Origin of the sequence: Streptomyces sp. NBC_01197 (assembly GCF_036010505.1) — a bacterium.
Lineage (GTDB): Bacteria > Actinomycetota > Actinomycetes > Streptomycetales > Streptomycetaceae > Streptomyces.
On sequence record NZ_CP108569.1, the window covers coordinates 5,620,002 to 5,641,951 of the forward strand.

Annotated in this window: 20 protein-coding genes and 1 pseudogene; 10 read left to right on the plus strand and 11 right to left on the minus strand. The window is 71.5% G+C overall.

Annotated features, from left to right (window positions below; translation table 11 throughout):
* Window positions 1-160: 160 nt before the first annotated feature.
* From OG452_RS25900 to OG452_RS25925, 6 genes are all read right to left on the minus strand, one after another.
* Window positions 161-1,645 carry a sodium:solute symporter family protein gene (locus OG452_RS25900; RefSeq protein WP_327297962.1) on the minus strand — a complete coding sequence of 495 codons (1,485 nt, stop codon included), beginning with the start codon at window positions 1,643-1,645 and terminating at the stop codon, window positions 161-163.
* A complete protein-coding gene (locus OG452_RS25905; protein WP_327297963.1) occupies window positions 1,642-1,875 on the minus strand; it encodes a DUF3311 domain-containing protein in 234 nt (77 codons plus the stop codon). The genes OG452_RS25900 and OG452_RS25905 overlap by 4 nt, the downstream gene beginning before the upstream one ends.
* A 376-nt stretch (window positions 1,876-2,251) precedes the next feature.
* Window positions 2,252-3,439 (minus strand): M20/M25/M40 family metallo-hydrolase, encoded by a 1,188-nt coding sequence (locus OG452_RS25910; protein WP_327297964.1) that lies wholly within the window; start codon window positions 3,437-3,439, stop codon window positions 2,252-2,254.
* Between the two features lie 36 nt (window positions 3,440-3,475).
* Window positions 3,476-4,471 carry a DMT family transporter gene (locus OG452_RS25915; protein WP_442810170.1) on the minus strand — a complete coding sequence of 332 codons (996 nt, stop codon included), beginning with the start codon at window positions 4,469-4,471 and terminating at the stop codon, window positions 3,476-3,478.
* Window positions 4,472-4,625: 154 nt separating this feature from the next.
* Window positions 4,626-4,847, minus strand: a complete 222-nt coding sequence (locus OG452_RS25920) for a hypothetical protein (RefSeq protein ID WP_327297966.1) — start codon at window positions 4,845-4,847, stop codon at window positions 4,626-4,628.
* A gap of 286 nt (window positions 4,848-5,133) precedes the next feature.
* Window positions 5,134-6,129, minus strand: coding sequence for a helix-turn-helix transcriptional regulator (locus tag OG452_RS25925; protein ID WP_327297967.1), 996 nt, complete (start codon window positions 6,127-6,129; stop codon window positions 5,134-5,136).
* Window positions 6,130-6,412: 283 nt separating this feature from the next.
* Here OG452_RS25925 and OG452_RS25930 point away from each other — a divergent pair, with 283 nt between their 5' ends.
* Together OG452_RS25930 and OG452_RS25935 are read left to right on the plus strand one after the other, a co-directional pair.
* On the plus strand, window positions 6,413-6,685 hold the full coding sequence (locus tag OG452_RS25930; protein ID WP_327297968.1) for a hypothetical protein: 273 nt from the start codon (window positions 6,413-6,415) through the stop codon (window positions 6,683-6,685).
* 197 nt (window positions 6,686-6,882) lie between these two features.
* A complete protein-coding gene (locus OG452_RS25935; RefSeq protein ID WP_327297969.1) occupies window positions 6,883-8,028 on the plus strand; it encodes a D-alanyl-D-alanine carboxypeptidase family protein in 1,146 nt (381 codons plus the stop codon).
* Between the two features lie 99 nt (window positions 8,029-8,127).
* Here OG452_RS25935 and OG452_RS25940 read toward each other — a convergent pair whose 3' ends face one another.
* From OG452_RS25940 to OG452_RS25955, 4 genes are all read right to left on the minus strand, one after another.
* Window positions 8,128-9,018, minus strand: coding sequence for a PhzF family phenazine biosynthesis protein (locus OG452_RS25940; protein WP_327297970.1), 891 nt, complete (start codon window positions 9,016-9,018; stop codon window positions 8,128-8,130).
* 50 nt (window positions 9,019-9,068) lie between these two features.
* On the minus strand, window positions 9,069-9,404 hold the full coding sequence (locus tag OG452_RS25945; RefSeq protein WP_327297971.1) for a MazG-like family protein: 336 nt from the start codon (window positions 9,402-9,404) through the stop codon (window positions 9,069-9,071).
* Window positions 9,405-9,487: 83 nt separating this feature from the next.
* Window positions 9,488-9,946: a lamin tail domain-containing protein gene (locus OG452_RS25950; RefSeq protein ID WP_327297972.1), complete on the minus strand. Its 459-nt coding sequence runs from the start codon at window positions 9,944-9,946 to the stop codon at window positions 9,488-9,490.
* A gap of 160 nt (window positions 9,947-10,106) precedes the next feature.
* Window positions 10,107-10,871 carry an SDR family oxidoreductase gene (locus tag OG452_RS25955; RefSeq protein ID WP_327297973.1) on the minus strand — a complete coding sequence of 255 codons (765 nt, stop codon included), beginning with the start codon at window positions 10,869-10,871 and terminating at the stop codon, window positions 10,107-10,109.
* Between the two features lie 145 nt (window positions 10,872-11,016).
* Between OG452_RS25955 and OG452_RS25960 the strand changes: the two genes are divergently transcribed.
* From OG452_RS25960 to OG452_RS25995, 8 genes and pseudogenes are all read left to right on the plus strand, one after another.
* The gene (locus OG452_RS25960; RefSeq protein ID WP_327297974.1) at window positions 11,017-12,294 is read left to right on the plus strand and encodes a multidrug effflux MFS transporter; all 1,278 of its coding nucleotides are present in this window, start codon (window positions 11,017-11,019) and stop codon (window positions 12,292-12,294) included.
* A gap of 193 nt (window positions 12,295-12,487) precedes the next feature.
* Window positions 12,488-13,621 carry a beta-ketoacyl-ACP synthase 3 gene (locus OG452_RS25965; RefSeq protein WP_327297975.1) on the plus strand — a complete coding sequence of 378 codons (1,134 nt, stop codon included), beginning with the start codon at window positions 12,488-12,490 and terminating at the stop codon, window positions 13,619-13,621.
* Window positions 13,618-14,844: a beta-ketoacyl-[acyl-carrier-protein] synthase family protein gene (locus OG452_RS25970; RefSeq protein WP_327297976.1), complete on the plus strand. Its 1,227-nt coding sequence runs from the start codon at window positions 13,618-13,620 to the stop codon at window positions 14,842-14,844. The genes OG452_RS25965 and OG452_RS25970 overlap by 4 nt, the downstream gene beginning before the upstream one ends.
* A 3-nt stretch (window positions 14,845-14,847) precedes the next feature.
* Window positions 14,848-16,881, plus strand: coding sequence for an acyl-CoA dehydrogenase family protein (locus tag OG452_RS25975; RefSeq protein ID WP_327297977.1), 2,034 nt, complete (start codon window positions 14,848-14,850; stop codon window positions 16,879-16,881).
* Between the two features lie 339 nt (window positions 16,882-17,220).
* Complete coding sequence (locus OG452_RS25980) at window positions 17,221-17,466, plus strand: acyl carrier protein (RefSeq protein WP_327297978.1); 246 nt, start codon at window positions 17,221-17,223, stop codon at window positions 17,464-17,466.
* Window positions 17,463-18,689: a beta-ketoacyl-[acyl-carrier-protein] synthase family protein gene (locus OG452_RS25985; RefSeq protein ID WP_327297979.1), complete on the plus strand. Its 1,227-nt coding sequence runs from the start codon at window positions 17,463-17,465 to the stop codon at window positions 18,687-18,689. The genes OG452_RS25980 and OG452_RS25985 overlap by 4 nt, the downstream gene beginning before the upstream one ends.
* A gap of 755 nt (window positions 18,690-19,444) precedes the next feature.
* A pseudogene (locus tag OG452_RS25990) lies at window positions 19,445-19,666 on the plus strand (alpha/beta hydrolase); the annotation flags it as partial.
* 72 nt (window positions 19,667-19,738) lie between these two features.
* A complete protein-coding gene (locus OG452_RS25995) occupies window positions 19,739-20,767 on the plus strand; it encodes a small ribosomal subunit Rsm22 family protein (RefSeq protein WP_327297980.1) in 1,029 nt (342 codons plus the stop codon).
* 270 nt (window positions 20,768-21,037) lie between these two features.
* Here OG452_RS25995 and ddaH read toward each other — a convergent pair whose 3' ends face one another.
* Window positions 21,038-21,940, minus strand: a complete 903-nt coding sequence (gene ddaH, locus OG452_RS26000; RefSeq protein ID WP_405560616.1) for a dimethylargininase — start codon at window positions 21,938-21,940, stop codon at window positions 21,038-21,040.
* Between the last annotated feature and the right edge of the window lie 10 nt (window positions 21,941-21,950).

The window sequence follows — 21,950 nt, forward strand, 5'->3', positions numbered from 1 at the left end:
CGCTCAGGGCACGACCGTACTGTCGTCACCGCCCACCGGCCGTAGCCATGGCTCAACAGCCGTGGGACCGGACACCCGGCCCGTACTCCGCGTACGGGCCGGGTCGTCCGTCGTTCAGCCCTCAGGTTCAGTTTTCGGAGCTGCCGGAGCGGCGAGGCCGTCAGACGGCGCCGACCTTCGGTGCCGTTTTCACCGGGGTCTCGCTCACCGAGGTGCGGGTGGCCGCCGAGACCGCGAACATCACCAGGGCGTTCGCGATGAGGGCGATGACGCCGACGTTGAGGTCCTTGACCTCCTGCGGCAGCCCCGGCAGCAGGCTGCCGACGGTGGCGCCGGTGATGGTCACCGCGCCGACGATCAGGACCCCCACGATGATGCCCGCTGCCGCGCCCTGTTTGCTGACCAGCTTGCGCGGCGCCAGGCTGAGCAGCAGCGCCGGGAAGAGCTGCGTCACCAGGGAGTAGCCCATGAGCATCAGGTTCACGATGCTGCTGCCGCCGTTGAAGGTGAAGAACAGCGCGATCAGTGCCAGGACCGGCACCAGCAGCTTGGCCAGCCGGCCCACCGACTGTTCCGACGTCGCCGGGCGGGCGAGCTTGTAGATGTTCTTGGCCAGGCAGGTCGCCGAGGTCAGCAGGAGCAGTGAGCCGGGGACCAGCGCGGTGAGCACACCGGCGCCGCCGATGACGCCCACGAACCACGGGTCGAAGGACTTGACCGTGATCCGCAGCATCGACAGGTCGGCGTCGGCGCCCTTCAGGCCGGGAACGGCGATCAGCGCGGCGAATCCGGCCAGGAAGACGAAGAGCAGGACGAGTTGGTAGAGCGGCATGAAGATGGCGTTCCGGCGGAACACCCGCTCGTTCTCGGCGGTGTAGGAGGCGCTGAACGAGTGCGGCCACATATAGAAGCCCAGCGTGGACAGCAGGACCGTGGAGACGAACCAGGTCGGACTGAAGCCGCTGTGCTGGAGGGTCAGGAAGCCCGGTTTCGCGGTGTTGATGGTGTGGAACATGTGGCCGACGCCGCCCGCGTAGTGCAACGGCAGGTAGATGCCGAGGAACAGCACCACCGAGAGGATCAGGACGTCCTTGAGAACCGCGGTCCAGGCAGAACCGTGGATGCCGGAGATGGTCACGTACACGGTCAGGGCGACCGTACCGATGATCACCGCGACGGTCTTGGAGATATGGCCGTACGAGGCCTCGGACACGATGATCCCCATGCCGGTCAGCTGGAGGACCAGATACGGCACCATCGCCACGACGCCGACCAGGGCGACCAGCGCGCCGAGCAGGGGACTGTTGAACTTCTTGGCGAAGAAGTCGGACTGGGAGACGAGGCGGTGCTCCTTGGCGTAACGCCAGATCGCCGGCAGCAGCCAGTACGAGATCACGTACCCCAGCGCGCCGTAGCACAGGATGTACAGGGCGGGCCCGCCCTTCCCGTACGCCCAGCCCGAGGCGCCGAGGAAGGTGAAGGTGGTGTAGATCTCGCCGGCGAGCAGCAGGAAGACGAAGGTCGTTCCGAAACTGCGGCCGCCGACGGACCATTCTTCGAGGTCCATGTCCTTGCCGCGGCGGGCCTGCAGCCCGAGGCATATGGCGACCAGGAGGAAGCCGAGGATGACGACGAGTGCGGTCATGCCGAGTGCTCCTCTCGGTTGCGGGGGTCGAGCTTGTAGATCACGGCCATGACCACCGAGATCAGGGCCACCCAGAGGACGATCCAGAACAGGATGAACGGCATTCCGAGGACGTAGGGCGTCACCCGGTTCGCGAACCAGATTCCGCCGAGGATCCCGATGAACGGGATTGCCCCGATGAGGGGGAGCAGGGCGCCGCCAACCGGACGGGGCTTGGGCACAGGGGGCATGGGGTCGTCCCGGGGTAGTGGTAGTGGTGAGCGCGTGTTATTCCACTATCTATTCCGTCATGCGGAATTAATTTTCCGGCAAGAGCGTAGCCGCCGGTGTGGGATCTCTGTCAAGGCTCCGGTGGCGGCCGGTTTTGATTCAACATTTCGTTGAATCTTCCCTGGTGGGAGGGGGTTTGGCGCCTTCGGACCAGTGTGCGCCCCGCCCGGTCCGCACATCTGTCCGTACAGGCGCCCGGTCGCCCCTGCAGGCGCCCGCCCGCCCGTCCGGACAGGCGCCCGCCCGTCCGGACAGCCGCCCATCGTCCATCCCTGTGCGGGGGGTGGACGTTTCCGAGCCGGGCTCAGGGGCTCGGAGACCCGGGAGGCCCGGGGCTCAGGCCGCGAGGATGACGTCGCGGTCCATGGTGTTCAGCAGCAGCGCGCTCGTCCGCACCACCGCGTCCAGTAGGGCCTGCGTGCCGAGGACCAGCTGGTTGTCGGGTGTGTGCTCCCGGTTGGAGTGCGAGAAGCCGCCCGTCGAGGGGACGAACAGCATCGCGGTCGGCAGCCGGGTGCTGATGACGCTGGCGTCGTGGCCGGCGTAGGACAGCAGCGGTTCGCTCGCCTCCGTCCGGCTCCGGCACACGTCGTCCACGGTGTCCACCAGGCGCTTGTCGAACCGCGCGGCCGGCTTCGCTGAGGTGCGGTCCAGGACCGCCGTGCAGGACTCCTCCACGGCGACCTGCGCCAGCCGGTCCCGGAGCTCCGCCTCGATGATGTCGAGGGTGGCGTCCTCCCCGGCCCGGATCTCGATCTCGGTACGCGCCGTGCCGGGCACGACGTTCGCCGCGCCGGGGCCGAACTCGATGACGCCGGCATTACCGATGGAGAACGGGTCCGCCTCGGTGCAGATGTCCCGCAGGGCCGCCGCCATACGGGAGGCCACGCGCCCCGCGTCGGCCCGCAGGTGGAACGGCGTGGTCCCGGCGTGATTCTCCTGACCCCGGACGGTGAGGGTGTAGCGGCGCACGCCGACGATGCCGGTGACCGGGGACAGTTCGAGGCCGGACGCCTCCATCCGCGGGCCCTGTTCCACATGGAGCTCCAGATAGCCCACCAGCTCGTCCGCGTGCGGGTCGCGGGTCAGTGCGGTCGAGCCGACCAGCCCGCCGTTCGACTCCGGTGTCACGCCCTCCTCGTCGAACCAGGCGACGGTCTCCACGTGGTCGGCCATGGGATGGCCTGTCTCGTGCAGGGTGCGCAGCACTTCCATGGCCGCGATCACCCCGTACGCGCCGTCCAGATGGCCACCACCGGGCACCGTGTCGGCGTGCGAGCCGATCAGCAGCCAGGGGCCGCCGGTGGCCTTCCTGCGGGCGAAGACGTTGCCGGTGTCGTCGTAGTACGAGTGCAGACCCGAGACCCGCATGGTCTTGTCGATCCAGTCACGGCCCGCCCAGTCCGCCTTGTTCCCGGCGATGCGGTGGATGGAGCCGTCAGGACCGGCTCCGATCTGGGAGAGGTGGGTGAGGTCGGTGAGCAGGCGCTGCGCGTTGATGCCGGGTACGTGTGCGTTGTCCATGGTGCGTCAAGTCCTTGCGGGTCAGGTGGGATTGGTTCAGTTCTTCTTGCCGGCGCCGAGCGCGATGCCGGAGATGATCAGCGCCATGCAGATGACCTGCATCCCGCTGGTGTCCTCGCCCAGGGCGAAGTAGGAGACGATCGCGACGAAGACGGGCTGGAGGTAGTAGATGATTCCGGCCCGCGCCGCACCGATAAGGTCGATGGCTTTGTTCCAGGTGAAGTACGCGACGGCCGACGAGGCGACACCGATGTAGAGCAGGGCGCCGACCGTGCCGCCCGACGGGGTGAAGCCGCCCTGCACGACCAGGCTCACCACATAGGCGGGGATGAGGAGCACCGTACCCAGCAGGAACGTCGTGAAGAGGAACGAGATGCCGGAGATCCCCTCCGGCCTGCGGCGCAGCAGCGCGGTGTATCCCGCGAAGGTGGCGGTCGCGGCCAGCATCCACAGGTCGCCGACGGCGAAGTCCAGGTGCAGCAGCACCGACAGGGAGCCCTTCGACACCAGCGCGACGACGCCGACGAGCGCCACCACCATGCCGACGGCGCGCCGTCCCGTGACCTTCTCGCCACCGCGGCCGATCATCCCGAACAGTACGATCAGCACCGGTGAAGCGGCGGCGATCAGCGCCAGGTTGGTGGCGCTGGTGGACCGTCCTGCCTGGTAGATCAAGGTGTTGAACAAGGTGACGCCGAGCAGGGCGGCCCCGCAGAGGTACCGCAAGTGGGTGCGGATCAGTTGGCGTTGCTGCCAGACCGCCTTCGCGGCGAAGGGCAGTACGGCCAGCATCGCGATGATCCACCGCCAGAACGCGGTCTGTACGGGAGCGACGTCCTCGTGCAGGGCGCGGGCGATGACGAAGTTCCCGGACCAGATGAGGGTGGCGAGGGTCGCGAGGACCGGGCCGATCCACATCACCGCGCGGGCCGTTCGCTCCCCGGCACTCTCGGCCGACGCGGCCCGCACGTCCGGCGCGGTGTCCGCACGGGGCGCGGGCTCATCGGGGGGAACGACCTCACCGGGGGACATGGCCTCCTCCTCGGCCGCTGCCGGTGCCTGGGGCTTTTCCAACTGCTGCATCACAACGTCTCTCTGTATGCGATCAATGCGATCTGGCTGTGCGTTCTGTCCGTGCGACCTGGCTGTGCGTTCTGTCCGTGCGTTCTGTCCGTGCCCTCGTGGGTCAGTCCCAGCCGATGCTGCTCTTGTTGGCCGGTGCCTTGCTCGCCTGGGGCGTGGCGCTGTCCCAGCCGATGCTCGTACCGTCGCCGGCGGCCACCGTGCGGGTGACCTCGACGGGACCGGCGGCAGGCCGCTCGGCTCCCGTCGCCGCACCTGCGGCGAGTCCGGTGAAGGCGAGGGCGGCAATGGTGGAAGCAGTGGCAATGCGGCGTGCAGCAGACATGGTGGTACCCCAAATCGAGAGCGGTGAGTCGCGGGAAGTTCTCCCAGGGGGCGCCGGTCGCGTCGTTTCCGGTCCGGCGCGCCGCCCTGGTGATGACCAGATTTCCCGATCCGCCCCGGCAGGGGTAGAGGTTCCGGGTGGCAGCTACTGCACCCGGCACGCTCATGCCGTCATTTCCGCAGGTCACCACTGCCAGGCCGGTATGGATGGCAGGGCACGGCCAGGCCGTGGGGCCCACCGCGCCACTGCTCCCCGTCCTACTGCCTCTGTCCTGTCGTCCCGCGTCCTACTGCTTCTCGTCGAGCCAGCCCCGCTGCGCCGCCCGCACGCCCGCCTCGAAGCGTGAACGGGCGTCCAGGCGCCCCATCAGGTCGGCCATCATCCGCCGCACGGTCCGCAACCCGATGCCCAGCCGACGGGCTGCGATCTCGTCGGTCAGCCCCTGGGTGAGCAGCCGGAGGAGCTGGGCCTCCTGCGCGGTGAGCCCCTCTTCGTTGAGCTCGCGGTCGCGGTCCGTACCGAAGGGGGCCGCGCGCTCCCACACGGTGTCGAACAACGCCACCAGCGCCACGATCACCCCCGGCCCGCCCAACTGGACGGCTCCGCGCCTGGTGTTGTCCGGATCGACGGGCAGCAGCGCGGCCTGGTCGTCGAAGAGCACCATGCGGACCGGCAGCACCGGGGCGGTGCGGACCTGCCCGCCGAGCTGGGTGAGCCACTGGGCGTACGCACGCGTCGCCGGGTCGTTGCGCACGCTGTCCTGGTAGACGGTGAGGAGTTCGACGCCCCGTTCCCGGGCTGCCAGGTCCAGCGGCCTGCTCGCCTTCAGGCTCGCCGCGGACTGCGCGCCACCGGGCATGAAGGAGATGACCCGCGAAGTGCAGGCGTGGGCGAGCTGTTCGAGACGGTCCTGGATGGCATCGATGCCGACCAGCTGCTCCATGTCGTGGCGGGACGCCCCACGGTCGGCGTACTCCTCCAGCAGCCGCATGGCGGCCGCCTGCGTCTCGGCGAACTGCTGCTGCGTACGCAGCACTTCGCGCTCCTGCTCGGCGAGCAGGAGCGGCAGACCGACGGCGGGGTTGATCGGGCGGAGCGATCCCTCGGTCAGGAGCGAGGTACGCAGCAGATTCAGCTCGGCCAGCCGGTCAAGGGCTGTTCTGACCTCGGTCTCGGTCAGACCCAGATGCGCGGCGATCTCGGCGACGCCCCAGTCGGACTGATCGAGCATGAGCCGGTACACGGCCTCGGCACGCTCGTCGATGCCCAGTGCGGACAACAAGACAAATCCCCCCGTACTTAACAAATTGGGATGTCCTGTCCGCCCCCGGAACGTGACGATCTTCCCAGGTCCATACCGTGCCGGGCAACCTCCTGCCGTGAGCACTTCATGCCAGGCCGCACCCCTACCGGCCCGCCGCGCGGGGTCGCAGGATCGGCGGAGCGAACCGTCTCTCCCTCTCCGCTTTTCCTCCCCTGTCTGTTCACTTCCTGCTTGCCCGTCTCCGCTTCTGCCCGCTCCCCTCCCGAGAACTGCCCGCTCCCCTCCCGATAGAGGTCGGTCGATGCACATCGTCACGGTCACGCTCACGCCCCACGGAACCTCTCCGCCGACCACCGTGCTCGCCCCGCATGACGTGGATCTCTTCTGGGTGTCCGCCCGCCCGGGCGACGGTCTGGAACATCTGCACCTCCACTCCGGAGCGGCCGGCGCCCACCTCACCTTCTTCATCCGGGCCCCGGACGCGGCTGTCGCCACGACCACCGCGCGTGACATCGCCCGCCGGGCCACGGAAACCGCACCGGCGCTCCGCGGCTGGCAGCCCGCCAGGTCGTGAGCGGAGGGCCGGGGGCCGGAGACCACAGGGCGCGGTCGCGGGCCCGCCCGGCAGCGTGAATCACCGCTGACGCACCGCGAAGGTGACCGCTCGTGAGTCACCCGCTGACGCACCGGCTGAACCGTCGCGTGAAGCATTTCGGGTGATCCGCACCCCCCGGCGCACCCGCGCACAGCTCCGGTTCGTACGATCCCTCAGTGACCAGCGACGCTTCGCCCTCCAGGCGCGCAGTGCTCGGCCTCGCCGCCGCTGCCGTGCCCGCCGCTCTTCTCGCCACCGGGGCCGCACCGGCCTCGGCCGCCACCGCCGTGGGCGGTGAGCGGCTCGGCCTCGACGGGATACAGGTGAGTCTCGGCGGCGCGCCCCGGGTTCCGCACCTTGCCGCCCAGTCGTGGCTCGTCGCGGACTGCGAGAACGGGGAGGTGCTGGCCGCCTACCGCGCGCACCACCGGCTGCCCCCCGCCTCCACGCTCAAGATGCTCTTCGCGGACACCGTGCTGCCCAAGTTCGACAAGGCGCAGAAGCACCGGGTCGCCGCGGCCGATCTGGCGGGCATACCGGAGGGCAGCAGCCTGGTGGGTGTCGAGGCCGGTACGACGTACACCGTCGACCAGTTGTGGCACGGGGTCTTCCTGCGCTCCGGCAACGACGCCGTCCATGTGCTCAGCGCCATGAACGGCGGGGTGCCGGCCACCGTGCGCGAGATGGCGGCGAAGGCCGTCGATCTGCAAGCTCTCGACACCCATGTGGTCAGCCCGGACGGATACGACCACCCCGGGCAGGTGTCATCGGCGTACGACCTGTCGCTGTTCGCCCGGCACGGGCTGCGGAACACCGACTTCCGGGCCTACTGCGGGACCCGGATCGCGGAGTTCCCCGCCCGTGGCGGCAAGAAGTTCCAGATCCAGAACACCGACCGGCTGCTCGGCGTGTACAAGGGCATGATCGGCGTCAAGAACGGCTACACCACGCACGCGGGCAACACCTTCACCGGCGCCGCCACCCGCGACGGCCGCACCCTGCTGGTCACCGTCATGCATCCGGTGAACGGCTACGACCAGGTGTACAAGGACACGTCGGCGCTCCTCGACTGGGGCTTCCGGGCGGCGGGCAAGGTGACCCCGGTCGGCACGCTCGTGGCCCCGGTCAGCGAGGGCGGCCGCCCTGCGGCCGCCGGAACCCCGGCGCCGGGTCCGAACGCGGCGAAGGCGGGCTCCGGCGGTTCCGGCGGCTCCTCGTCCTCATGGCCGCTGTTCGGTGCGGGCGGCGGGGCGGCCGCACTGCTCGCCGCCGGCACGGTGGCCCTGCGCAACCGGCGGCCGCGCCGTACCCGCAAGCACTGAACCGCCCACCGGGCGCGGCCGGGGCACTTCGCCCGGCCGCCCCGTCGGCTGTGTGCAGGCCGGGCTGTGCGGCCAGGTCGCTGAGGCCGTCTGCCCCGGTCAGCTGCTGCTGTCCGGGATACGGGTGCCCGTGCCGCTCACCCGTACCCGTGTGTCGCCCGCCCGCAGCGCGACCGTGAGCTCGCCGGCGCGCCCCATGTCCGCGCCCTGGTGGAGCGTGAGGACCGCATCCTCCGCGACGAGGCCCAGCTCACGGGCGTACGCACCGAACGCCGCAGCGGCGGCCCCGGTCACGGGATCCTCGACCACGCCGCCCACCGGGAACGGGTCCCGGACATGGAAGACCGTCTCCGATTCCCGCCACACCAGCTGGAGCGTGGTCAGGTCCAGGGTGTGCATGAACTCGGCCAGCCGGTCGAAGTCGTACGAGAGGTCCGCCAGCCGGGACCGGGTCGCGGCGGCCAGCACCAGATGGCGCGCGCCCGCGTAGGCGATACGGGGCGGAAAGGCCGGGTCGAGGTCGGAGGCCTGCCAGCCCAGTGCGGCGAGTGCTTCGCCGACGTCGTCCCCGGCCACGTCGAGAACGGCCGGCTCGACGCTCGTCAGGGTCGCCCGCAGCGCGCCGCCCTCCACGGCCACCGTGACCGGCACCGTGCCCGCTCGGGTGGCGAGGAGCAGCTCGCCGGGGCCGTGCCGTTCCGCGAAGGCGATGGCGGTGGCGACCGTCGCGTGCCCGCAGAACGAGACCTCGGCCTGCGGACTGAAGTACCGGACGGTGAAGGCCCGGCCCGGCTCTCCGCCGAGCCCTTCCGGCGGCGCGGTCAGGAACGCGGTCTCGCTGTACCCGAGGTCCGCCGCGATCGCGAGCTGCGCCGCGTCGTCGAGGCCGGCGGCGTCCAGCACGACCCCTGCGGGGTTGCCTCCGGCGGGGTCGGTGGAGAACGCGGTGTACCGGAGAATCTCGGAGCCTCCGTGGGCGGTTGGCGTCATGTCAGTCGCCAACCGCCGGGCGGTCGCGGTCATTCCCCGGTCATGACACGTTATTCCCCGGCGGGGTCCGGCCGGCTGAGGGAGCGGGCGGCCACCCGCTCAAGATGACCGGCGAAGACCTCGGCCGCGTCCGGGGTCAGCGTGCGCAGCGCCACCATCGCCGTCACGATCACATCGCAGAGCTCGGCCTCCACGTCCTGCCAGCTGTGCGATGTGCCCTTGCGGGGGTTCTGGCCGGTGGCGCCGATCACCGCCTGGGCCACCTCGCCGACCTCCTCGGAGAGCTTGAGGATGCGGAGCAGGGTCTCCTCGTGAGGGGGCCGGGAGGCGGACTGGGCCAGCCAGGTGTGGAGTTGAGCGACGGTGGTCCAGGCGTGTTCATCCATGAACGGCACCCTGCCATGCCTGTGCCCGTGGTCATGCCTGTGCCTTTGTCCGTGCCCGCGCCCATGCCCGCGTACTCAGCGGGTCAGCTGGTGACGTATCCCTTGCCGGGGCGCGACCACGAGACGCTGTCCTTCTTCTTGCCCTTGGAGTCGGTCAGCGTCGCGGTGTCGCGGTCGTTGTTCCACACGTACGCGCCGCGCCCCTGGTACTTGGACGCCGTCGTGTTCGTGCCCTTGCCCGTGTACACGGTGACCGACTGGTTCCGCTTGAGCGTGACGCTGCCGAAGGTGTAGCTGTGCCGGCTCGCGTCGGTCACCTTCCAGCCCTTGATGCTGACGGTCGACCCGCTCCGGTTCTGGAGCCGCACCCACTCGCCGTTGAGGCTCGTGTTGCTGCGGGTGTCCTTGCCCGGCGAGTCATACTGGACCTTGCTGATCTGTACGGGCGAGGTGGCCGCCGAAGCGCTCGGGGCGGTGGCTAGCAGCGCCCCCGCGAGGGCGGCGACGAGCAGTGCGGAGGGGGCCGTTGAACGTATGCGCAAGGTGCGCTCCTGGTGTGAAAAGTGTGAAGAAACCTTGAAGTAGCGGAGTGTAGAGGGCGGGAGCAGCCGCCGTGGCCGCTTTCCGCCAAGTCGCCTTTCCGCCAACTCCCCGGTCCGCACGGGCCACTCGTCCGCACCTCGCGCCCGGCCCCCGCCCGGCTCAGCCGCGTCCCACGTACGGCATCGACGTCGCCAGCACCGTCGCGAACTGCACGTTCGCCTCCAGCGGCAGTTCCGCCATGTGCAGCACCGTGCGCGCCACGTCCGCCACATCCATCACCGGCTCGGCCAGCAGCTCACCGTTGGCCTGCTTGATACCGCTGCGCATCCGCTCGGTCATCTCGGTGGCCGCGTTGCCGATGTCGATCTGCCCGCAGGCGATGCGGTACGGACGGCCGTCCAGGGAGAGGGACTTGGTGAGACCCGTCAGGGCGTGCTTCGTCGCGGTGTACGCGATCGAGTCCGGGCGCGGGGCGTGCGCCGAGACGGACCCGTTGTTGATGATCCGGCCGCCCTGCGGGTCCTGCTCCTTCATGAGCCGGAAGGCGGCCTGCGCGCACAGGAACGAACCCGTCAGGTTGGTGTCGACGACCTGACGCCACGCCTCGTACGGAAGGTCCTCCACCGGCACTCCGCCGGGGCCCGAGATACCCGCGTTGTTGAAGAGCAGGTCCAGCCGTCCCCAGCGCTCCCGCACCGCGCCGAAGAGCGCGCCGACCTCGTCGGGGGACGTGACATCCGCCACTACGGGGATGGTCTCGCCCTCGGTGAGCGCGACCGTCCCGGCCAGCTTCTCCATGCGGCGCCCGGCCAGCGCCACCGACCAGCCCGCGTCCGCCAGGATGCGGGCGACACTGCGCCCGATGCCGGAGCCCGCGCCGGTGACCACTGCTGTCTTCCGGGATGTGTTCAGGGATGTGTTCATGGGGGCGCAGATTACGACAGGGCCGGGACCGGGGCGGGCTCCGGTGCCGGAGCGGGGCCCGATCCCGCCCGCGCGCGGGGCGCGCGTCACCCCGGCTCGCGTAATCGGTCCTTATCACACCCGCCGAGCTGAGAGCATAGAGGCCATGCCGAAGACCTCTGCCCCGGAGCACATACGCACCGGGCTCCCCGCCCCTGCCGTCGCCCGCACCACCGGAATCCTGGTCACCCTCGTCCTCGGCGGGCTCACCGCGCTGCCCGCGCTCTCGATGGACATGTACCTCCCCGCGCTGCCGGAGGTCACGGACGCGCTGCACTCGCCCGCCGCCACCGTTCAGCTCACCCTCACGGCCTGCCTGATCGGCATGGCGCTCGGCCAGCTCGTCGTCGGTCCGATGAGCGACAAGTGGGGGAGGCGGCGGCCGCTCCTCATCGGCATGGCGGTGTACGTCGCCGCCACCGCGGTCTGCGCCTTCGCGCCGAGTGTCGAACTGCTCATCAGCTTCCGGCTGTTGCAGGGCCTGGCCGGCTCCGCGGGCATCGTCATCGCACGCGCGGTGGTGCGCGATCTCTATGACGGTCTGGAGATGGCGCGGTTCTTCTCCACGCTGATGCTGATCTCCGGGGTCGCCCCGATCGTCGCCCCGCTCATCGGCGGCCAGATCCTCCAGATCACCGACTGGCGCGGAGTCTTCGTCCTGCTCACCGTGGTCGGCACGGTGCTGACGCTCGTTGTCTGGAAGTGGCTGCACGAGACGCTGCCGCCCGAGCGGCGGCACACCGGCGGTGTCGGTCACGCGCTGCGGACGATGCGCACGCTCCTCGCCGACCGGGTCTTCACCGGCTATCTGCTCGCCGGGGGCCTCGCCTTCGGGGCGCTCTTCGCGTACATCTCCGCTTCGCCCTTCGTCGTGCAGGACATCTACGGGGCGTCGCCGCAGATGTTCAGCCTGCTCTTCGGGATCAACTCGGTCGGTCTGGTCGCGGTCGGCCAGATCAACGGCAAGCTGCTCGTCGGCCGGGTCAGCCTGGACAAGGCGCTCGGTTTCGGGCTGACCGTCATCACGCTCGCGGCCACGGCACTGCTGCTGATGACATCCGGGGTCTTCGGCCATGTCGGCCTCTTCCCGATCGCCGCGGGGCTCTTCGTGCTGATGTCGGCGATGGGCCTGGCCATGCCGAACACCAACGCGCAGGCGCTGATGCGCACTCCGCACGCCGCGGGATCGGCCTCGGCGCTGCTCGGCTCGTCCACCTTCCTCCTCGGCGCGGTGGCATCCCCGCTGGTCGGCATCGCGGGCGAGGCGACCGCCGCCCCGATGGCCGTGGTCCAGCTGGTGTGCGGGCTGGGCGCGATGACCTGCTTCCTGGCGCTGTGCCGGCCGTGGCAGCGCAGGGCGCCCGCGGTGACGGCCACAGCGTAGCCACCCGGGCTGCGGCGGCCCGCTGCCGCCGCAGCCCGGCGGGTCCGCACCGAAGCGTCGCAGGTCATGGCGGTACGGACCCACGGTTCGAACGGCTGACCAAGGCCCACCCGTTCGGCCCCCTGCTGCGAAACCCTTCCCCCTCGTACGCCGTTCTGCTGCCGCAGACAGCGGACGGACGAGGGGGGACGGGGTGGCTCTGGTCGAGTCGGTGGCCGGGTGGGTCCCGCCGTGGCGCGTGACCAACGACGAATTACCCGCGCACTGGGGTGTGGACGACCACTGGGTGCGTACCCGGACCGGGATCGCGGCCCGCCACCGGAGCGGTCCCGGCGTCTCCACCGGGGACCTTGCGTACGCGGCGGCCCGGCTGCTCCTGGAGCGCGCGGGCCATCCGCGCGTCGACGCGCTCGTCCTGGCGACGGCCACCCCCGACCAGCTGTGTCCCGCCACGGCTCCCGCCGTCGCGGCCCGGCTGGGGCTCGGCCCCGTCGCGGCCGTCGACGTGTCGGCGGTGTGCAGCGGCTTCATCTACGGGCTGGCCTGTGCCCAGGGTCTGGTGGCCGCCGGAATCGCCGGACGTGTCCTGCTGGCCGGCGCCGACACGTACTCCGGCTGGCTCGACCCGGACGACCACAGGTCCGGGGTCGTCTTCGGCGACGGCGCGGGGGCCGCGCTGGTCGCCGCGGGACCCGCCGGAGCCCCCGGGGAACTGCTCGGCTTCGACCTGGGCAGCGACGGCACCGGACACGACCTGATCACCGTGGCGGGCGGCGGCTCCCGGGCGCGGTCCGCGCGGGAGCCCGCAGGGCCGGGCGACGGCTACTTCCGGATGCGCGGCGGAGCCGTCTACCAGCAGGCCGTCGAGCGGATGACCGCCTCCTGCCGGACCCTCCTCGACAGGCTGGACTGGGACCCCGGGCAGGTCGACCACTTCGTACCGCACCAGGCCAACGGCCGGATCCTCAGTGCGGTCGCCGAGCGGCTGGGCATCGCCTCCGCCCGGTGCGTGACCCACCTGGACCGGGTCGGCAACACCGGCGCCGCTTCCATCCCGCTCGCACTCGCCGACGCGGACGCCAGAGGTGTGCTGCGGACCGGCGACCGCGTACTGCTGACCGCCTTCGGCGGCGGGCTGACGTGGGGGTCGGCCGCGCTGCGGTGGGGCGGTCCACCGGGCGCCCCCACCTCCGCCTCCGCGCGGTCGGCTGCTTCCGCTGCTTCTGATGGCATCCCCGCTTGCCGTACCACCGCTTTCCGTACCCCTGCTTCCCGTACCCCCGCTGCGCTGCCCGCCGCGGCCGCACTCTCCGAGGAGCTCTCATGAGGACACCCGAGATCGCTGTGACCGGACTGGGGATGATCACCCCGGCGGGCGTCGGTGCGGCCGAGACCTGGGAAGAGGTCCGCGCCGGCCGGCCCACGGCCCGCCGACTGCCCGAACTGCGCGGTCTGCCGGTCGACTTCGGCTGTCCCGTGGACGGTATCGACCTGGACGCCGCGGTCGGCGGACGGAAGACCTGGCGGATGCACCGGTTCGTCAAACTGGCGGTGATCGCCGCCCGGCAGGCCGTCGCCGACGCAGGGCTCGACCCCGCGTGCTGGGACGGCGGCCGGGTGGGGGTCGTCATCGGTGTCGGCGTCGGCGGCGTCTCCGTTCTCACCGACAACGCCCTGCGGCTGCAAGCCGAAGGGCCGGGCGCGGTCTCCCCGTTGCTGGTGCCGATGATGATCCCCAACGCGGCCGCGGGCGAGGTCGCCATCGCGCTGTCGGCGCACGGGCCGAGTCTGGCGCCCGTCACCGCCTGCGCGTCCGGCGCCACGGCCATCGCCGTCGCCCGGGATCTGCTGGCCTCCGGGCAGTGCGACGTCGTGGTGGCCGGGGGAGCGGAGTCGGTGCTCCAGCCGCTTGTGGTGTCCGGATTCGCGCAGATGGGCGCGGTGTCGAAGCGGTGCGACGACCCGGCGGGGGCGTCCCGGCCGTTCGCCGGGGACCGGGACGGGTTCGTCATCGCCGAGGGCGCCGGGGTGCTGGTCCTGGAACGGGCGGCCGACGCGGCGGCACGAGGCCGCCGGGCGCGGGCGCTGCTCGCCGGGGTGGGATCGACCACCGACGCGCACCACCCCACCGCCCCGGACCCGCACGGCCGTTGTGCGCAGGCAGCCGTCGAGGAGGCGCTGCGGGACGCCGGCTGGAGTCCGTACGACGTCGGGCACGTCAACGCGCACGGCACCTCCACCCCGCTCAACGACGCGGTGGAGGCCGACGTGATCGCGCGGGTCTTCCCGCACTGGCCGCCGGTGACATCGGCCAAGGGCGTTCTGGGGCACTCGCTCGCGGCGGCCGGGGCGATCGAGGCCGCGCTGACCGTACTGACCCTGGAGGAGGGCGTCATCCCGCCGATCGCCAATCTGGACGCCCCCGCTGTCGAGTTCGACCTGAACTGTGTGACCAAGCAGGAGCGCCGCGAGCCCGTGGAGCGGGCGGTCAGCCACTCCTTCGGCTTCGGCGGGCACAACGTGGTGCTGGCCTTCCAGCGCGGAGCTTGAGACATGACTGCGGAGACGATGGCAGCGGAGACGATGACTGCGGCAACGACGGCTACGGACGGACTGGCCGCGGAAGTCCTGTGCCCGCCTGCCACTGCCACAGCCACTGCCACTGCAACCGCACCCGGTACCGAGACCGCGACCGCGGAGTGCGGCCCGGCTGTGCGCGGTGAGCTGGTCCGGGCGCTGTTCGGCGACGACCACCGGGCCGGCCACGGCCCCTGGCGCGCGCTCCTCACCACGGAGCCCTTCCGGCGCAGGTCAGGTCTGGCACCGGACGCGCAACTACGGCTGGCGTACGGGCGGCTGCGCACCCTCAACTCCACGCTGGACAGCGCCTTGCGGCTGGCCGCCGACCCGGTGGCACTGGCCAATATGCACGAGTGGCTCAGCCCGGTCGACGCCGCGCTGACCACGGTCGCAGGCATCCACTACAACCTGTTCCTCGGCACCCTGCTGGACCATGACAGCGACAGCGACAGCGACAGCGACGGTGACGTACGGCGGGATCTGTCCGGCTTCGCGGATCTGACCCGCGTCGGGACCTTCCTGTGCACCGAGATCGACCATGGCAACGACGCGACGGCACTGCAGACGACCGCCCGCTACGACCGCGCCAGGGACGGATTCCTGCTGCGCACCCCGCACGCGGGCGCCCAGAAGTTCATGCCCAACACCAGTACGGCGGGCGGCCCCAAGAGCGGAGTTGTGGCGGCCCGTCTGCTGGTCGACGGCAGGGACCTCGGCGTATTCCTGTTCCTGACCGCGCTGACCGGGACGGAGGGGCCGCTGCCCGGCGTACGCGTCAGACTGCTGCCCCGGCGCATGGGCAGCGTGGTCGACCACTGTCTGACCTCCTTCGACGATGTCTTCGTCCCACGTGGGTCGCTGCTCTCCGGGCCTCAGGGCCGACTGGGCGCAGACGGCACTTTCAGCAGCGAGGTCGCCAACCGACGCAGCCGCTTCCTGCTGTCGATCGGCCGCGTCACCGCCGGGAAGCTGAGCATGAGCGCCGCAGCGGTGGGGTCCGTACGGGCGGCCCTGGCGGTGGCGGTGCGCCACGGCTCGCACCGGCTGATCGGCGGCGTACGGGCGCCCGAGCGGGTGCCCGTCATGGCGCACCGCAGCCACTACGCCCCCCTCGCGGGCGCGCTGGCCACGGCGTACGCGATGACGCTGCTGCACCGCACGGTCCTGCGCACCTGGACGGAACACGAGCGGACGGAGCAAGACCGGACGGAGCAAGATGGGGCGGACGGGGCCGGCCGGGCGGAGGCCGAGCGGCTGGTCGCCGTCGCCAAGGCGTGGATCACCTGGGAGGCGCGCGGTGTCATCACCGAGTGCCGCGAACGGTGCGGTGCCCAGGGGTTGTTGGAGAACAACGGCCTCGCCGCGCTGGTGACGGGCATCGAGGGCGCGATCACCGCCGAGGGCGACAACATGGCCATCCACGCCAAGGCGGCGGCCCAGATGGTGTCGGGTCACAGTCCGGCACGGCCGCCCACCGACCCGGCCGGCCGTGAACTGACCGATCCGGTGTTCCTCAGGGAACTGCTGGCCGCCGTCGAGTGCCTCGAACTCGACCGGGCCCGCGCCGGGATGGCCGCGGCAGCCCCGGGAGACGCGCTCGGCCGGTGGAACGCGGGGGCGACCGCAGCGCTGCGGGCTGCCACCGCGCACGCCCAGCTCCGGGCCGCCGAGGCCGTGGCGGCGGCCGCGGACGCGCTGCCGCCGGGCTCCGCCGCCGCTGAGCTGCTGCACACCCTGGGCCGGCTGTTCGCCCTGGAGCGCATCGCGCCCCGGAGCGGTGATCTGCTGAACGAGGGTTTCGTCGAGGGCCGGCACATCGCCGCGATCCCGGCCGAGACCGACCGGCTGGCTGCCCGGGTCGCCGGAGAGGCGCAGGTGCTGACCGAGGCCTTCGACCTCCCGGCCGAGTGGCTGGCTGATGTGCCGGTCGCGGGCGCCGGGTACGCATCGGCGTACGACGACCCCGAGGGGCCCTGGCACCGTTCGGCCGAGGAGGCGCGGTCGTGAACCGGCTCCTGCTGCGCACGGTTCTGCTCGCGTACGGGGGCACGGTCCATGTGCTGTCCCGTTTCTGCCGGTAGGCACTGCCCGGTCGACCTCGGTGGGCCCGGCGCTGCTTCCGGTACGGCTTCCCGATACGGCTTCCGAGGCAGCCTCCCGGTACCGGACCCGGGGGTGAAAAAACCTTCCCTCACCGCGTAACCGGAAGATCGTCCAGCCGTTGGACCGATATCCACGGGATGCGTTTCATCCATATTCAGCCCGTTTTATAGGTCTGTTCTGTAGGCCCGTTCTGCAGGTCTGTCCGCTCTGCAGGTCTGTCCGCTTTGCATGAAGGGGAATGTCATGTCCGAGCTGCACCCGACCCTTGTCGAAGTCCTGACCAACACCTTCAAGGTCCCCGCCGTCGAACTCCGCCCCGAGGCCACCATGGACGACCTGGAGATGGACTCCCTCGCCGTCGCGGAACTCGGGGTCATCGTCAAGGAGACCCTCGGGGTCGACGCCGACGCCGACTCCGCGTACAAGGGGGCAACCCTCGGCCGGATCAGCGAGTTCCTGACCGAATCCACCGCGGCCGACGCCCGATGACCCTGCCTCCGGTCGCCATCACCGGCCTGGGCATGATCACCCCGGCCGGCAACGACACGGAATCCACCTGGCGAGGTGTGTGTGCGGGCCGCTCCACGGCCCGTGCCGTTCCCGAACTGGACGGCTGCGCCATCGACTTCGCCTGCCGGGTCACCGGAATCGACCTGGCGGAGGCCGTCGGCGGCCGGGCCGTCTACCGCATGGGGCGCTACGTCAGGTTCGCGGTGCTCGCCGCCGAGGAGGCCGTCGCCGACGCCGGGCTCTCCCCGGCCGGCTGGGACGGTGCCCGGGTCGCCGTCGTCATCGGGACCAGCAGCGCGGGCTCGACCGGGCTGTACGAGCAGTCGGTCGCCCTGGAGCGCCGGGGGCCCGAGGCCACCTCGCCCCTGGGCACCCTGCTCACCGTCCCCAATATGGCGGCCGCCGAGGTCGCCATCCGGCTGCGGGCCACCGGGCCGAGCCTGGCGCCCTGCACGGCCTGCTCGTCCGGCGCCACCGCACTCTCGGTGGCCCGCGATCTGCTGGTCACCGGGCAGTGCGACATCGCTGTCGCGGGTGCCACCGAATCGATCATCGACCGGCTGGCCCTGACCGGGTTCGCACGGTCGGGGGCCGGTGCGGTGCGGGCCGGGGAGCAACCCCCGGCCATCTGCCGTCCGTTCGCCGCCGACCGGCGCGGTGTCGTGATGGGGGAGGGGGCCGCCGTCATGGTCCTGGAGCGTGAGGCCGACGCCCAGGCCCGGAACGTCACCCCCCGCGCCCTGCTGGCCGGAACCGGCGCCACCACCGACGCGTACCACCCGACCAGCCCCCGGCCCGACGGTTCCGTCGCCGCGGCCGCGGTGGACGCGGCGCTGCGCGACGCGGGCTGGGGCGCGGCTGACGTCGGTCATGTGAACGCCCACGGCACATCCACTCTGCTCAACGACGCCACCGAGGCCGGGCTGATCGCCCGCGCCTATCCGCACCGGCCCCCAGTGACCGCGCCCAAGGGCGTGCTCGGTCACTGCATGGGCGCGGCGGGCGCCATCGAGGCCGGGCTGACCGTCCTCACCCTCCAGCACGGACTCGTACCGCCGGTCGCCAATCTGACCGCCCCCGCACCGGAGTTCGACATCGACTGCGTGACCAAACAGCCCCGCCGGGTACGGGTCTCGCGCGCGGTCAGCCACTCCTTCGGCTTCGGCGGCCACAATGCGGTGCTCGCCTTCCAGCACGCCTGACGGGGTCTCCGCAGGCCTCTTACCTGGTGCCGGTCCGCGCTGACGCGGACCGGCACTGCGCGACCCGCCGCCGGTTCCGGTTCCGGATCCGGTTCCCGGCAGACTCTTGACACGTGCTGAGCGCACCCGCATCCTTTCGCCAGAAAACGCAACGGCGTTGCGTTTTCCGCAACGGACGGACCAACGGACGACGCAGGCGAAGGAGGTCGCACCCATGGTGGAACGCGGCGCCCGGGCGGCCGACACCCTGGTGAGCCTGGTACGCGCCGGGGCGGCGGAGATCACCGCAGCACTGGGCGGCTGAACCGGCCCCCCGGACGCCCGCCTGACCTCGCCCCGCCCCCAGCCTGAAACCGCGACCTCACCAGCAGCCCCCGTCTCACCCGCAGTCCCACACCACACCCCACCCGCGCAGTCCCGTCCGTCCGCGATCCGCCCGCGTCCCCGGTGCGCCGCGTGCTGCCCCCGCACGCTCCCCCCGCCGAAGGCATCGCTTCGCCCGTCCCTGCCCGTGCTGACCGAAGGAGGAGCCCCCGTGGCGCACCCCGTCCCGGCCCCGCCCCGCGTTCCGCCGCCGACCGGCCTTGACGAAGAACCCGCGCACCCGCGTGTCCTGGAACCCCTCGTCTGGTGATACTGGTGGTGCTCTCCGCCGTCTGCGCCGTCATCGGGATCGACTCGATTGTCCGCGACGCAGAACTGCTGCGCCGCCACCTCCAGGGCGACCGGCCGTGGAGCGTACTGGGCCAGAGCTTCCGGCCCTCTACGAGCTGGACAGGCTCGCCGCCAACGAGGTCCCGGCCGTCGCGGCCGTCTACCACGACGACATGTACGTGGACCGGGAGCAGGCCCTCGCCACCGCGGGCGCCGTCCGGGGACTGCGGACCTGGGTCGCCGACGCCTACGCGCACGACGGGGTGCGCGCCGACGCCGCCGTCCTGGACCGGCCGATCGCCATGGCCGACGGCAAGATCTGAACCCGCCGGACGGCAGCCCCCGGCCCAGCCCCGCGCGCCCGGCACGGTCCGGACAGGACCTAGACTCTTTCAGTGAACGACTCCCTCCCCACCGCCGAAGCCCTGCGCACCGCCCTGGCCGGGCTCCTCGACGGACTGCCGCCCAAACAGGCCGCCCAGGCCGTCGAGCGGCTGATCGCCAACTACCGGGGGACCACCCCCACCGGTACCCCGCTCCTGCGTGACCGCTCGGACGTCGCCGCGTACGCCGCGTACCGGATGCCCGCCACGTTCGAAGCGGTACGGGCGGCGCTCGACGCCTTCCGTGCCGCGGTGCCCGGGTGGGCCCCGGCCCGGCACACCGACATCGGCGGCGGCACCGGTGCGGCGACCTGGGCGGTGGCGGGGGCCTGGGACGACGGCCCGCACGGGGCGGAGGGGACGGGGACCCGGAGTACCACCGTGCTGGACTGGGCGGAGCCCGCGCTGGTGCTCGGCCGTGAACTCGCCGCGCGGTCCGGCTCGTCCGCGCTGCGCGCGGCCGACTGGCAGCGCTCTCGTATCGGACCGGGGCTCACTCTGGAGAGCACGGATCTGGTGACGGTCTCGTACGTCCTGGGGGAGCTGACCGAGGCCGGCCGCACCGCCGTGGTGGACGCCGCAGCGGAGGCCGCCCAGGCGGTCGTCGTGGTCGAGCCCGGCACGCCCGACGGCTATCTGCGGATCATGGCGGCCCGGGACCGGCTGACCGCGGCGGGCCTGCGGAGCGCCGCCCCCTGCCCGCACAGCGACGCCTGCCCCATCGAGCGCGGCACCGACTGGTGCCACTTCTCGGCCCGGGTGAGCAGGTCCTCGCTGCACCGGCAGGTCAAGGGCGGCTCGCTGGCGTACGAGGACGAGAAGTTCAGCTATGTCGCCGCGTTCCGGGGCGAGGTGGCGACGGTCCCGGCCCGGGTGGTACGCAGACCGCAGATCCGCAAGGGCCTGGTCCAGCTGGAACTGTGCAGGGAGACGGGCGGCCTCGCCCGCGAGACCGTCTCCAAGCGCCACGGCGACCTCTACCGCGCGGCCCGGGACACCGCATGGGGCGACGCATGGCCGCCGCCCCCGGACAGGGCCTAGTGCCGCGGCAGGGCGGGTTTGCCCCGTCGCGACGCCCGGCACTTCCCCGAGTTCTCGGCTGCGCTCGAACAGGGGAGGCCCCATCTCTCGCCGCACCGGCCGAAGGCCCGAGTACGTCCAGTACGGGGACTTCCGGCCGGCACTCCGAGTGGGGGCACCCGCTGCTCGCAGAGCTTGGGGGAACGCATCGGACGCCGCTCCTCGACGGGCAAACCTTGCCTGCCGCGGCACTAGAGCTTCACGACCGGACCGGGTCCGATCCCGCCGGGGCTACGAACGCAGCTCCTGCGTACAGCACTTGACGCTTCCGCCGCCCTTGAGCAGCTCGCTCAGATCCATGCCGAGCGGTTCGAAGCCGCGGGCCCGCAGCGGTGCGTAGAGGCCGACTGCGGCCTGCGGCAGCAGTACATGGCGGCCGTCGCTCACCGCGTTGAGCCCCAGCGCCGCGGCGTCCTCCGGGGCCGCGATCAGCGCGTCGGGGAAGAGCCTGGCCAGCACGGAGCGGCTGCCGGGCGAAAAGGCGTCCGGGTAGTACATGATCTCGTCCGCCGAGTCGTCCAGGACGCTCAGCGCCGTATCGAGGTGGTAGTAGAGCGGGTCGACCAGATCGAGGCCGATCACCGGGCGGCCGAAGAACTCCTGTGCCTCGTCGTGCGAGAGCGGGCTGGAGCGGAAGCCCCGCCCGGCCAGGATGTACGAGGAGGTGACGGCGAAGTCGCCCTCACCCTCGTTGACATGGACGGGCTGGTGGATCCCGGTGAAGCCGTGCGCGCGGAACCACTCCAGGTGCGCTTCGGCCTCCTCGGCGCGCTCCGCGTGGGCGAAGCGGGCGCCGAGAACGCGTCCGTCGATCACCGTCGCGCCGTTGGCCGCGAAGACCATGTCGGGCAGGCCGGGCCCGGGGTCCAGGATGTCGACCGTGTGGCCGAGCGCGCGGTAGCGGTCGCGCAGGTCCTCCCACTGGGCGAGGGCCAGGGGGAGTTCGACCGGTTTCGAAGGGTCCATCCACGGGTTGATGGAGTAGGTCACCCTGAAGTGTGCCGGTGGGCACATCAGATAGCGCCGGGGTCTGGCGTCACGAGGCAATGAGGGCTCCTCACGGCGGACATGGGCTGCGCGTGTGCAGCCGGCTGCTTGCCATGGTCCGCCCTGCGGGGCCCGCGCGCTGTGCACCGATCGGGTG

Excerpts from the sequence above, each read along its gene's own strand:
- OG452_RS25960 (WP_327297974.1), top strand. The coding sequence starts at position 11,017 with ATGCCGAAGACCTCTGCCCCGGAGCACATACGCACCGGGCTCCCCGCC.
- OG452_RS25955 (WP_327297973.1), bottom strand. The coding sequence starts at position 10,871 with ATGAACACATCCCTGAACACATCCCGGAAGACAGCAGTGGTCACCGGC.
- OG452_RS25980 (WP_327297978.1), top strand. The coding sequence starts at position 17,221 with ATGTCCGAGCTGCACCCGACCCTTGTCGAAGTCCTGACCAACACCTTC.
- OG452_RS25985 (WP_327297979.1), top strand. The coding sequence starts at position 17,463 with ATGACCCTGCCTCCGGTCGCCATCACCGGCCTGGGCATGATCACCCCG.
- OG452_RS25920 (WP_327297966.1), bottom strand. The coding sequence starts at position 4,847 with ATGTCTGCTGCACGCCGCATTGCCACTGCTTCCACCATTGCCGCCCTC.
- OG452_RS25945 (WP_327297971.1), bottom strand. The coding sequence starts at position 9,404 with ATGGATGAACACGCCTGGACCACCGTCGCTCAACTCCACACCTGGCTG.
- OG452_RS25940 (WP_327297970.1), bottom strand. The coding sequence starts at position 9,018 with ATGACGCCAACCGCCCACGGAGGCTCCGAGATTCTCCGGTACACCGCG.
- OG452_RS25970 (WP_327297976.1), top strand. The coding sequence starts at position 13,618 with ATGAGGACACCCGAGATCGCTGTGACCGGACTGGGGATGATCACCCCG.
- OG452_RS25910 (WP_327297964.1), bottom strand. The coding sequence starts at position 3,439 with ATGGACAACGCACACGTACCCGGCATCAACGCGCAGCGCCTGCTCACC.
- OG452_RS25930 (WP_327297968.1), top strand. The coding sequence starts at position 6,413 with ATGCACATCGTCACGGTCACGCTCACGCCCCACGGAACCTCTCCGCCG.
- OG452_RS25900 (WP_327297962.1), bottom strand. The coding sequence starts at position 1,645 with ATGACCGCACTCGTCGTCATCCTCGGCTTCCTCCTGGTCGCCATATGC.
- OG452_RS25905 (WP_327297963.1), bottom strand. The coding sequence starts at position 1,875 with ATGCCCCCTGTGCCCAAGCCCCGTCCGGTTGGCGGCGCCCTGCTCCCC.
- OG452_RS25975 (WP_327297977.1), top strand. The coding sequence starts at position 14,848 with ATGACTGCGGAGACGATGGCAGCGGAGACGATGACTGCGGCAACGACG.
- OG452_RS25915 (WP_442810170.1), bottom strand. The coding sequence starts at position 4,471 with ATGTCCCCCGGTGAGGTCGTTCCCCCCGATGAGCCCGCGCCCCGTGCG.